Origin of the sequence: Shimia isoporae, from assembly GCF_004346865.1 — a bacterium.
In the GTDB taxonomy this organism is placed as follows: domain Bacteria; phylum Pseudomonadota; class Alphaproteobacteria; order Rhodobacterales; family Rhodobacteraceae; genus Shimia; species Shimia isoporae.
Map to the genome: position 1 here is coordinate 382095 of NZ_SMGR01000002.1, position 12249 is coordinate 394343.

The window sequence follows — 12249 nt, forward strand, 5'->3', positions numbered from 1 at the left end:
TGGAACTGGCGCGGTCATGGTGTAGGATTGTTCGACCATGACCGTGAGTGAACCGTGCGCGACATCGACACCCTCAACAAATGGCTGATCGCCGAAGGGCGCCTGATTGGTGACGAAATCGCCATTGTGAAAGGGTACTGTCAGGCTTTGGTAGCGTTGGGTGTGCCATTGGCGCGGGCGAGGATTGCGCAGACCTACGCGAACCCTCTGCTGAGTGCGTGGGGTATCATATGGACCGCCGAAAAAACCCACCGATACACGGTTGCTTCCGAAGTCCTATCAACAGGTGCATGGCACGGAAGCCCATTCGAACATGTTGTGACGACACGCTCGTCGCTGCGCCAACGACTTACCGGCGTCGACCTTGACGGGAAGCACACCCTTTATCGTGAACTCGCAGAAGCTGGAGCCACGGATTTCTTGGCGATGGCTCTCGAGTACGGCGACGGTGCCGTTCAGGGCGCGAGCTTCACCACAGCCGCACCGGAAGGGTTTTCGGACCGACATCTCGAGGCGCTGGAGCATACCCGACACGCGCTGGCTGCCGCGCTGGAGCCAATCGCGATGCGAGAGTCCCAGAAGAGCCTACTTCAGACGTATCTCGGTCAGGGACCAGCCATTGAAATCGGACAGGGCCACATCAAGCGGGGCGAATCTCGCAAGCTGAACGCAGCGATCCTCTTTGCGGATTTGCGTGGTTTCACGGCCAAATCGGAAACGTGGCCGGAAGACCAACTGCTTGCCGTTATGGGTGACTATTTCGAGATGGTGGTTGGCGCCATACAAGACCACGGCGGAGATGTTCTGAAATTCATGGGCGACGGTATTCTTGCCGTCTTTGGAGATGGTGAGGCTACGAAAGAAGCCTGCCAATCCGCCGCGAGCGCAGCACAAGCGGCGTTGCAGAAACTGGAAACCTACAACCAAACCGCGATTCAACCCATCGCCTTTGTAGTCGGGCTGGACTACGGCGACGTGACCTATGGCAATATTGGCAGCCCCGACCGGCTTGATTTCACGGTCGTCGGGCGCGCAGTTAACACCGCCAGTCGCGTGCAGGAGCTTTGCAAGACATTGGGCGAGCACGTTTTGATGACACGCGATGTGGCGGTCCAACTCGGTACGCAGACCCGCTCGCTTGGACGTCACCGGATGCGCGGGCTTCCAGAAGCGGTTGAGGTTTTCACAATGGATCCTGATCCTTAGCTGCGTGACAAAAAAATACCTCGCCGAAACGCAGCCCGGCGAGGTGGAGTTTTTCGCGAAGGACGCGTCAGGCTCGGGCCAGAACCTTTTTCTCTTGCACGTCTGTTTCGGCCGAGGGTGCCTTGGTCATGAAGGCGATCAATGCCGCGCCTGCGAGCATGGCCGCGCTGATGACGTAGGCAGTGTTGAAGCTGCCGGTACTGTCAAAGCTGAGCGAGGCAATCACCGGACCAAGTGCACCGGAAAGCCCCCAGCCAATGTAAACGAGGCCATAGTTGGCACCGTAGCCTTTGAGGCCAAAGTAGTCCGCCGTGAGCGACGGGAACACGCTGAGCAACGCACCGTAGCAGAGCGCACCGGTGACGGCCCCTGCAATAAGCATGGCCTCGGTCGAGATCCCCATGAAGAACCACATGTTGGCGGCTTGCAAAACAAAGGCCACGATCAGTGTATTCACTCGCCCGATCTTGTCGGACACCATGCCACCCAAAACACGACCAGCCGCATTTGCGATGGCCAAAAGGCTGACGAGATAGACCGCGCCTTCAAGCCCAACCTGGAGCGCACCGATCTGGGTGATGTTCCCGATCAACATGACACCGGCGCTGGAGGCCAGCGCGAACATGATGAACAAGAAATAGAACTGACGTGTCTTGATCATCTCGCGCCAGTTCATTTCAACGCCTGTTCCGGCTGCTTCAGGGTTCCAATCCTCGGGCCCTTCAGCGACATAACCTTTGGGCGGGTTCACGACAGTGGCGCCCAGACCGACTGAAATCGCGATGATGCCGGTTCCGAGAATTATGAAGGCTGTCTGGATGTCGAAGGCATTGACCAAGGCTTTGGTCAAAGGCGCTACATAGACCGCACCGAGGCCGAAGCCACCGACGATCAGGCCCGAGACCATGCCTTTTTTGGATGGGTGCCACCATTTCATCGCTGCTGGCGTCACACAGGCATAAGCAAAGCCGATGCCTGATCCAACCACCACACCAAAGGTCAGCATCACTGCTGTGGGATTGGTCAAAAGACCGGTGAGGATCATGCCTGAACCCACAAACGCACCACCAAGCATGATGATCCGCCGCGGGCCAAATTTGTCCTGAAGGACACCAGCGGTCAGCGTCGCGATGGAGAATACCACGATGGCGATACTGTAAGGCGTCGACGCTTGAGTGGCCGTCCAGCCAAGGTCATTCACAAGCGCATCTTTGAACACGCTCCAGGCGTACAGAACGCCGATTGAAAGGTTGATTCCGATCCCGGCAAGCAGAATCGTAAGGGGTCGTTTTGACATCTTACCGCTCCAAAAACTCATGTCTGAAAGGCGCCTAGACTGGCGGATTGGGGCGGTAAATCAGCGAAAAGATCGGGTTGTAATCGTTTTTTAACACTCGGCCAAGACCAGCCGATTGCAGCCGTTTGACGTGGCTTTTCAGGCAGGTTTTGGCCGAGTGAACGGGATCTGAACAGGAGCTAGAATGGGGCCGCAATTCGGGTTTGCCAGCCGTGCAAGGGTCTGAACTTCTTGGATTTTGATTCGCGATTGCGCAAAGTGCCTAGTAAGACGATGGCGAGGGAAAAATCATGGCGGCAGGGTCTTTACTAGAGGTGATTGGCAGGACGCCATCGGTGTGGCTCGACCGGATGATCGCTGCACGCGGACTTGAGGGGCGCATTCTGGCAAAGCTCGATTACCTGAACCCCGGCTTTTCCAAAAAAGACCGCGCCGCCAAGGGCATCATCGAAATGGCCGAGGCATCGGGAGACTTGCGCCCCGGACAAACTGTTGTGGAATTGACCAGCGGCAACATGGGCACGGGGCTTGCCATTGTTTGCGGGATCAAGGGGTATCCGTTTGTGGCAGTGATGAGCCGCGGCAATTCTGTTGAGCGCGCCCGCATGATGGAAGCTCTGGGCGCTGAAGTGGTGCTGGTGGATCAACTTCCGGGGTCAGTACCCGGACAAGTATCGGGCGGCGACCTCGCACAAGTCGACAAAGTCGCGATGGAGATCGTTGCGGAACGCGGAGCTTATCGCGCAGATCAGTTCCATCATGCCGGAAATGCTCGGGCGCATCTTGAAACCACCGGTCCCGAGATGTGGCGGGACAGCGACGAAGAGCTGACCGCGTTTGTGGATTTCGCCGGATCCGGCGGAACCTACGGCGGCACGATGACCGCTTTGAAAGAGTTCAAACGTGACATTCGCGGATACGTGCTTGAGCCAATTGGAGCAGCCGCACTTTCCGGCGCTGAAGTAACGCAGCCAGAGCACCCCATGCAGGGCGGCGGATATGCGATGGCTGAACTCGATTTTCTTCGAAACGCGCCGGTAGACGGATATATCACTGTGACCGGCGAACAGGCGCGGGCAACCGCGCGGGCGATGGCGAAAGAAGAAGGCATTTTTGGCGGTTTCTCCGCTGGTGCCAACGTTGCAGCTGCATTGGATTTGCTGGCAGGACCGGAAAAGGGTGGCGTCGTCGGGGTTGTGATTTGCGATAGCGGTTTGAAATATTTGTCTACTGACTTGTGGGCATGATCACCCCGCCATTGGCGGCCAATCCCGTTGGCAGCAACCGCCTCCGCAAAATTTCACGAGAACACCGTTTATCAACCTGATTATTGTTATGTTATACCATTATGTGCCGTAAATTGATTTTCGCCACCCTACCTGCACCGACGAGGACTTCAGACATGACCGACAATCGCCTGCCCGTAACCGTTCTGTCCGGATTTCTTGGAGCCGGAAAAACCACCCTGCTCAACCGTGTTTTGAACAATCGGGACGGGCGGCGTGTCGCTGTCATTGTAAATGACATGTCGGAAGTGAATATCGACGCCGATCTGGTGCGCGCCGACACCGAGCTGTCGCGAACGGAGGAAACGCTTGTCGAAATGTCCAATGGCTGCATTTGCTGCACTTTGCGCGATGACCTTCTGGCCGAGGTGCGGCAACTGGCGACGGCGGGGAGGTTGGATTATTTGCTGATCGAGTCCACGGGCATCTCTGAGCCATTGCCCGTCGCCGCGACCTTTGAGTTCCGAGATGAGTTGGGTGACAGCCTCGCGGACGTCTCCCGACTGGACACGATGGTTACCGTCGTCGACGCGGTCAACTTGCTCAAAGACTTCTCCAGCCACGATTTCCTGCACGACCGCGGCGAAACACTTGGCGAAGAAGACGACCGTACACTGGTTCATCTGCTGACCGATCAGATCGAATTTGCAGATGTTGTGATCCTGAATAAAGTTTCCGACGCCGGCCCAGAGCGTACCGACGCAGCGCGTAAAATCATTCGCAGCCTGAACGCAGATGCGCGCATTCTGGAAACCGATCATTCAAACGTCGCCGCGCAGGAAATTCTCGACACCGGCCTGTTTGACTTTGACAAAGCCCATGAGCATCCAATGTGGGCCAAAGAACTTTATGGTTTCTCCGACCACGTGCCGGAAACCGAAGAGTATGGCGTAGCAAGCTTCGTGTACCGCGCACGGCAGCCTTTTGTGCCCGAGAAGATCATGGAAATCCTCAACGGTGATCTCCCCGGTGTCATCAGGGCCAAGGGCCATTTCTGGATTGCCACGCGGCCGGAATGGGTGGCGGAGTTCTCCCTTGCAGGGGCGTTGTCCTCCGTCACGCCGTTGGGCACTTGGTGGGCAACTGTCCCAAAGGAACGCTGGCCCGACCATGACAGCGCAAAAGCCTACTTGCAGCAACACTGGCAGGAACCATGGGGCGACCGTCGGCAAGAGATTGTGTTTATCGGTGCGGGCATCGACTGGCCGGCGCTAAAGGCGCGTTTGGATACCGCACTGTTGCCGGTTGTTGCAGCAAGTGGTCCGGACAGTCTGCCTGATTTGCCTGATCCCTTCCCGGTTTGGCGCCGCGCGGAGGCGGCAGAATGATGGACGGCTCTTTGTGGAGTGACGTGCAGGCCGCGTCCCGCGTGCATTTGGCATCATCGCGCGACGGGCTTGCCGACTTCAAAATACAACGACCCGGAAGAAATTCTGACCGCGCCAACAGGCGGCGCAATGGTGTTGCGGGGCACGTTGTCAGAAGGCCTGTCCAATCCCAGCTTGCGTCACCGATCACCGCCAATAGAAGGGTCGGGTGAAGTCCGCTCCGTCCTGGTGGTGGATCCCGTCGAAGATTCCGCGAGCGAACTCTGACTCTCTGACGTTGGCCGTCACGACGCTTGCCCCGTTCCGCACCACCGCCTATTGTCCAGCGTTGAACAGGTGTTCAATGGCACTGATTTGGGGACAAGAGGCGGGATGCGGGACAAGATTCTTGAGGCCACTGCGGCAATGTTGGTGGAACACGGCACGCAGGCGTCCATGGCACGGATTGCAAGCCGGGCGGGCGTGGCAACCGGATCTCTCTACAACCACTTTGAAAACAAGGATGTGTTGATCCGTGCGGTCTATGACGATCTGGCGCGCGTGGTCGAAGAAAACCTTGTTGCTGGCGATGCGCCCGATGCAGGCGCACCGGAGCGGTTGACCCGCTACATCGACAACCAGATCACCTTCTTCTGGGAAAACCCTGATCGCGCAATCCTATTTGAATACCTGTCGAATGTGCCGCTGCTGCCGGGTGAAGAGGTTCTGAGCAGCTTTGAGCGCACAACGCGGTTCATTGGAGATTTGCTGCGGGAATTGCAGGCCGATGGATGGCTGATCGAGGGTGATGTCAGTGTGATGGGGGGCTTCATTGGCGGGGCGATCCGCAACACATTGAAGTGGCAACGTATGCTGGGCGCCGATCTGACGGACGAGAAGCGCACTCAAATGCGGGACATGTGCCTGAAGTCTCTCAAGCGGAATCAGTAATCGTGCTGATAGAAAATGCCGACGCCCGTCTCGTTTTCAGAGTTCACGCGCCCCTTAATCGTCACGCGGTCATTTACGTCCAGATTTAGGTCGATCGTGCTTTTGCCGTCGCTGTCCACACCAATTTCAGTATAGAGGTTGTCGTTCAGATATCCGCCAGTAGACAACCCTGCGCCGCCACTGTCCGACGTCAGGGTAAAGAGGCCGCCACCACCGCCGCCGCGCGACAGCGCCCTGACCGTGGTTGCGAGTTGGAGCGCCTGAAGGGGCGAAATACTGGAAATGTCCCGCCCGAAAAGGAGTTGCGACAGCACTTCGTCTTCGGGCAGTTCCGGATCGGAATCGAGTCTGATCTTCAGATCATCCAGCGATCCTTCAATGGTCAGGTTCACGGTGACGTCGGTCTGATCGGCGAAGGCCACAATACGCACCGTTGGCGTAAATCCACCGGCCAGCGCGACACGGCCTTCGTCGATTTCAAGCGTCTTTCCAAGAAAGTTCATGCGGCCGCGTGTCACTTCAAGCCCGCCCTCTGGCTTCACGTCAGCCGTCGTGCCTTTCAAAGTCAGCGCGCCTTCGAAAACCGTGTCCAGTCCCAGACCTGAAACGTTGATGCGTTCGCCTGTTCGAACCGAGATATCAAGGTTGAACGGCGGAGCAGATGACCCCGACGAGGTCTCTTCCTCCAGAACTCCTGCCCGCAATCGGGTCGTGCGCGACCCGCCGGGCTCGGCGATGTGTAAGACATCGGGAATGCCCGCTGCGCCGCCCAGCGCGCTCTCGGAAATGCGTACATCGGTTTTTCCCAAAACCAGATCACCTGCGATAGAGCCACCGCCCGTCAGGGGACCGGACAAAGTCACGGTGCCGTCCACGCCGGTTTCGATGAAGCGGCCTTCCTGATGGCGGAGTCCAATCAGTTGCACCGGAAGGTTGGCATTGAACGGCGGCGCAATGCCGACGGTACCGTTCACTGCGATCTGGCCACCACCGGAATAGTCGGTGGTCATGTTTACCCGAGCCACAGAGTCCGCCAGCGTGACAGTGCCACCAATTTCGGAGAAAGCCATGCGCAAAGCAGGCATAGCGAAACGACCACCACCCAGAGATACCGTCCCGGTCAGGTTGCCGGGATCGAGCGCGCCGTTGAGTTGCATGTCCAGTTGCGCAGTGCCTTGAATGGAGTTCGGGGAAAGGAACGGGTTCGCCGCTGCCAGCGGCACCGCACCAGTCAGCGTCAGCGCGTTTCTGTTACCCGTCGGATCAATGGTGCCTTCGCTATTGAGTGTTGATTGCAACGGACCCTGAACCGCCAGTTTGACGTCGAACACATCGCCGTTCTGGGACGCCGATCCTTTGACATTGGCCGAACCCGGCAAAGACGGCACGAAGAGTTCGACCTTGCCGATCTTCAGATCAAAATCCGCCTTTGCCTGTCCATCGGAGTTCACGGTAGCCAGCACTTTGGCTGAACTGTCCGCAGGCGCTGTGGCGCTGGCATCAACTTGCCAGTTGCCTTCAGAAAGCTGCGCCCTTCCCCGGACGGTGGCGGGACCGGAAATATCCGGAACCAACAAGGATGTGTCGGTGAGACTCACGTTGAATGCCACGTCGCCCGCTTCGCTCGATAGCATGCCTTGCCCCTCGGCAGAAACCGCATCGCTGGTGAGCGCAAACTCCCGCAGGTTGATGCCTTCGAAGGTGCGCGCTGCGGAGACTTTCAGATTGGCCTCACCTTTGGCCAGTGCGTCTACTTGTGCGATGCCTACGGTCAAATCTCGTGTACGGGCTGAAACCTCGCCGTCAAAAACGCCATCAAGCGCGGCAAAGCTCCCATTGACCGATGCGACCAATTCTCCGCCGAGATCCCGCCCTGCGACAGCAGAAAAGCGAGAAGCGTCCGGCACCAGCACGCGGGCCGCTCCAGCAACGGTAAGGCTTTCATCCAGGCCGCTAACTGTCGCGTTGCCGCGCGCGACAAGCCCTCCTGAGAGCAGTTCAAATTCTGAAATCTCTACATCCGCGCCTTCATTCCACAACAGGTTCGCCATGAGCGTCCCGTCTGTGCCAACGGCTTGGGACAGTCCAGCGTCTTCCATACGCAGACCCGCCATGTCCAACAGCAGATCGGCGGACACTCGAAGCGGTGTGTTCGGATTGATAATGCCCTTGCCGGTAATACCGAGACGATTCAGACCAACCGCGGGCGTGTCGAGGCCGTCCACCGTACCGTTGAGTGTCCAGCGATTGCCAACGTCATGATCAAAACTGGCCGTCAGATTGGCAGATTGAAGTCGGATTGGATCACCCGCAACCGGAAGCAACATTGCTTCATTTTCAGGATCGCGCATTCGCAAGTTCAGTCCAAACTGGCTCGGCATTCCGTTGGCCGCCAGTTCGAGATCACCCACCAGATTGAGTGCAGCAGTCCATAGAGCGAGGTTTTCCAGTGTGATGCGTCCGTCGGGAAATATCCGCGCGAAGGTCGTTAGGCCGATATCGGTGCCAAAAAACTTGCGATATTCTTCATCGAAAAGCGGAGCGATATCGCCGCGAAGGTCTGCGCTGACAGTCCGCATGAGGGCAGTTTCGTCTTCGGGCATAGGCTGTGCTCCAAGCACAACCTGCCCCGCGAGCCGATCCTGACCGTCACTGGAAAGTTTGATGTCAGCGGTGAAATCATCCAGCGGCCCAGCGCCCAGCATTGTCAACGCGATGGAGGGCTCACCCGGGATGCCTGCGAGCGTTGTTATGATACCGCCTTGTGCCTCGGACGCATTCAGGTCAAGCCGCAGTTGGCGCGACGCGTTGGAATAACCCACGTCCACAAGGAAATGAGATGCAGGGCCGTCGACGCGTGTGGCATTCAGAAGCGCTTCACCATCACCGCCGGACAAAATAAGCCGGGCCTGCAAAGACAGCGACAGCGCTTCTCCCAGGACTGCTTCACCCAAGTCAATCTGCGTGGCTGTCAAATCTTGAATATTGATGCTGACGGGCAGTTCCGGCAACGAGAACGGCGTTGCCTCGGCCTTGGGCGCATCAGGCTGGGGAGTGGTCTTTGGTACCCGCGTCAGGACAATTCTGTCAGCTTTTAGCTGGTTGACGTCGAAATTGCCTGCCAGCACGGCCAGCCGGTTCCAGTTCAAGGTGACGCCTGACAGCGAGAGCCAGACGCCTTCGTCGTCGGAAATGCGCAGTTCCCGTAGCGATGCTTCAGAGCTGATCGCTCCGCGTAAACCAATGACTTCAACCTTGCGGCCCGCGCCGGACAGGGATTCTTCGATGAAGTTTGCCAGCATCCCCTTGTCTTCTTCGCTTGCTTCCGGAGTTTCCTCCGAGCTTTGCGCGAAGAGCTGTAAGGGCATTAACGCCAATATGAGAACCGCCAGCCACCGCATCAGAACGCGTGTCCAATGCCAATGTAGAGTTGAGGTCCGCCGGATGTATCACCCGACACGGGGAACCCGAGATCAAGCCGCAAGGGACCAAAACCGGTGTGATATCGCGCGCCAAGGCCGGCACCTGCGTGCCAGTTGCCAGCGCCCGTGAAATCCGCGGTCTCCCCGACGAAACCGGCATCATAAAAGGCGACCGCCGAAATCTGCTGGGTCACTTTCACGCGCAATTCACCAGACAAACCAAGGAAGGACAAACCACCGCTGTCGATCCCACCAACCGAGACAAAGTTGGATTGATACGGCTGACCACGCACGCTGCCGCCGCCGCCAGAGAAGAACAGCAGGTCCGGAGGCGTTTCAGGAATGTCTGGTCCGATGATCGAGCCGACCTGAACCCGTGCGGCCGCGATCACGCGGTTGTCGAGGCCGAAGCCGCGATAGGTTCTGAAATCACCTTTCAGGAAAAGCGCGTTTTTCGCGTCGGCATAGCCAAGGTACGGAAACGCGGTTGCTCCAACGTAATACCCGCGGGTCGGATCAACGATATCGTCCCGCGCATCGTATTTGAAGCGGAATGGCAAACCGTAGATGGCGAAGTCCCTGACGCCGAAATTGTCTTCAACCTCAGAGATAAAAACGCCCAGGCCAAGTTCGGCTTCGACCCTTTTGGAGTAGACACGTCGAAACCCGATCACGGTGCCGACCTGCCGCAAAAAGTAGAGCGGCTCGTCTTCCTGTTTGATTTCGAAGGCGATGGCAAGCTCAGTATCCGAACGCAAGGTGGCAGGGCGGGTATACGTGGTGCCGATCCTGTAGTCTGTGCCACCTGATTGTGCGCCGAGGTTGTCCACGGATGCATCGATGCGGAAGTTCTCGGCGCCCCCGAACAGGTTCCGGTGCAGCCAGAATGCCGACAGGCTAAGGCCGTCGCGGCTTTCCAGTTCCGCGCCAAAACCGATCCGCCGCCGTTTGTCGTCGACAACCGTCAGGTTCATGTCCAGAGACCCGTCCGGGTTGGGTTCGTCGGCTTCGCGAAGGTCGACGGCACGGAACGTGCCGGTCCGGCGCAGACGGGTTGCAACGCGGCGGGCTTCTTCCGGATCGAACCGTTCACCGGAGGGAAGGTCCGCGATCGCAACGACCCGCTCGTCGCGCACCTGGGATTCGCCGGTGTAGATCAGCCGACCGAACGTGAGTTCCGGGCCGGGTTCAATGTCCACTTTTGCGTCCAGCTCAGCAGAGCGGTGGTCGGCGGTGATGGTTTGACCAGCAACATCCGCCTTTGCGTGCCCCTTGGCCCGCCAGCCGTCAACAGCGGCAACCGCTGCGTCTTGAATGACGGACACAGAAGCCGTTTTGCCACTGGCAAATCCGTCAGGTAGTTCCGTCTCCGGCGCAACGGGTGCGACCACTGCGTCGCCAAACTGGAACTGAGGGCCGGTGTCCACATCTAATACGATCCGTTTCACCGAGGTAATCGTGGCAAACGGTGAAATGTCCGCAGCTTCGCGGCCATCCAGATTAATGCTGACACTTGGACCGAAGTAGCCTGCCTCATAAAGAACGCTTATCAGGCGTTTGTAATCGGCCTGCGCAGCAGCGACGATATCTTGACCATCGGTGATTTCTTCGGCTTTTGCCTGAAACACCAGAGAGGCGCCGGTGACCCTTTGATACAAGGGTGTGTCCGGTGCAATACCTTCCAGTATTGCGTCAAAGGCGCTTGCCAGACCGGGTATTAAACAAAGCAAAAGAGACGTTAGGACATGGGGAGTTTTAGGGAAAAAACGGAAAGGTAGTGTCCGCTTTGCCATTCGCCAGAACCCTTTAAACCTGAATGCGCCGAAATACGGCTTTGCTTGCTGCTCACGTCCTTTATTTGACCCTAGCGGACAGGTTTTGGTTTGGCCATAAAAAGCATGGGTGAAATTTGTGCGGCATGCGCCGCTGATTCTGGATTAGATTATTTCATAGATGACCGATCTTGTCCGAGCACACTCCCAGACGCCACGCCTTGCAGATTACCTGCGCACAATGGCGTTTTTTGGGCTGTCATGCGCTCTGGCTCTTCCGTTTCTTCTGTTGTTCCCGTTCATTTTCCTGCCTGAAAGTATCGTTCGGCGCGTGTGCATGGCGTACCTGAAGCTGCAAGGCGGGCTGTTGTCCATCTTTTGCGGAATCCGCTATCGCGTCACCGGACTGGAGAACCTGCCGGATGGGGCTGCGTTGATTGCGTCCCAACACGAAAGCACCTGGGAGACGTTGTACTTCCAGATGCTGCTGGACCGTCCGGTGATGTATGCAAAGGAAGACATATTTTCCTATCCCGTATTTGGGCCTCTCACTCGCAAGTTCGGCCATATTCCGGTTTCGAGGTCCGGAGGCGGGGACGCGATGCGCGAAGGATTTCGCAAGGGCGCCGAAGTGGTTTCATCCGGCCGAAAACTGCTGATATTTCCTACGGGCACGCGACGGTTGGCGGAGGCACAGAAACTGCAATCCGGCGTCGGCGTGGTTTATCAATTGGCGAACGCGCCTCTAGTACCTGTGCTGGTGAATTCAGGGCAATGCTGGCCGCACGGCACGTGGATCAAATTCTCAGGAACGATCGACGTGGAGATATTGCCGCCTATTCCGGCAGGGTTGCCGCGACCTGAGTTGATGGAACGCTTGCGCGCCGATTTGGCCAGAGCGCCCACCAAAGCTCAAAAAGATGGTTAAGATCATTCCGACTTTCTGGATTTCATTAAGCCTGAAGTAAGGCCTGATGCCTATGGGTTGGCTGCGCGCAAGCAGTCAGG

9 protein-coding genes are annotated in these 12249 nt (G+C 57.6%); 6 read left to right on the forward strand and 3 right to left on the reverse strand.

Annotated features, from left to right (window positions below; all coding sequences use genetic code 11):
• Positions 1-54 precede the first annotated feature (54 nt).
• Positions 55-1206 (forward strand): adenylate/guanylate cyclase domain-containing protein, encoded by a 1152-nt coding sequence (locus tag BXY66_RS13355; protein WP_132860769.1) that lies wholly within the window; start codon positions 55-57, stop codon positions 1204-1206.
• 67 nt (positions 1207-1273) lie between these two features.
• Here the strand turns inward: BXY66_RS13355 and BXY66_RS13360 are convergent, their stop codons facing one another.
• Positions 1274-2503 carry an L-lactate MFS transporter gene (locus BXY66_RS13360; RefSeq protein WP_132860771.1) on the reverse strand — a complete coding sequence of 410 codons (1230 nt, stop codon included), beginning with the start codon at positions 2501-2503 and terminating at the stop codon, positions 1274-1276.
• A gap of 290 nt (positions 2504-2793) precedes the next feature.
• On the opposite strand from BXY66_RS13360, the gene BXY66_RS13365 reads away from it, so the two are divergent.
• From BXY66_RS13365 to BXY66_RS13380, 4 genes are all read left to right on the forward strand, one after another.
• Positions 2794-3750 (forward strand): PLP-dependent cysteine synthase family protein, encoded by a 957-nt coding sequence (locus BXY66_RS13365; RefSeq protein ID WP_132860773.1) that lies wholly within the window; start codon positions 2794-2796, stop codon positions 3748-3750.
• Positions 3751-3905: 155 nt separating this feature from the next.
• The gene (locus BXY66_RS13370; RefSeq protein WP_132860775.1) at positions 3906-5117 is read left to right on the forward strand and encodes a GTP-binding protein; all 1212 of its coding nucleotides are present in this window, start codon (positions 3906-3908) and stop codon (positions 5115-5117) included.
• An 18-nt stretch (positions 5118-5135) separates the two neighbouring features.
• Positions 5136-5384: a DUF1826 domain-containing protein gene (locus BXY66_RS20695; RefSeq protein WP_279432501.1), complete on the forward strand. Its 249-nt coding sequence runs from the start codon at positions 5136-5138 to the stop codon at positions 5382-5384.
• 105 nt (positions 5385-5489) lie between these two features.
• Complete coding sequence (locus BXY66_RS13380) at positions 5490-6047, forward strand: TetR/AcrR family transcriptional regulator (RefSeq protein WP_132860776.1); 558 nt, start codon at positions 5490-5492, stop codon at positions 6045-6047.
• Here BXY66_RS13380 and BXY66_RS13385 read toward each other — a convergent pair.
• Both BXY66_RS13385 and BXY66_RS13390 read right to left on the reverse strand, forming a co-directional pair.
• Positions 6041-9448, reverse strand: a complete 3408-nt coding sequence (locus BXY66_RS13385; protein WP_132860778.1) for a translocation/assembly module TamB domain-containing protein — start codon at positions 9446-9448, stop codon at positions 6041-6043. The genes BXY66_RS13380 and BXY66_RS13385 overlap by 7 nt on opposite strands.
• Positions 9448-11262 (reverse strand): autotransporter assembly complex protein TamA, encoded by a 1815-nt coding sequence (locus BXY66_RS13390; protein WP_132860779.1) that lies wholly within the window; start codon positions 11260-11262, stop codon positions 9448-9450. The genes BXY66_RS13385 and BXY66_RS13390 overlap by 1 nt, the downstream gene beginning before the upstream one ends.
• A gap of 160 nt (positions 11263-11422) precedes the next feature.
• On the opposite strand from BXY66_RS13390, the gene BXY66_RS13395 reads away from it, so the two are divergent.
• Positions 11423-12169, forward strand: coding sequence for a lysophospholipid acyltransferase family protein (locus BXY66_RS13395; protein ID WP_132860780.1), 747 nt, complete (start codon positions 11423-11425; stop codon positions 12167-12169).
• Positions 12170-12249 lie beyond the last annotated feature (80 nt).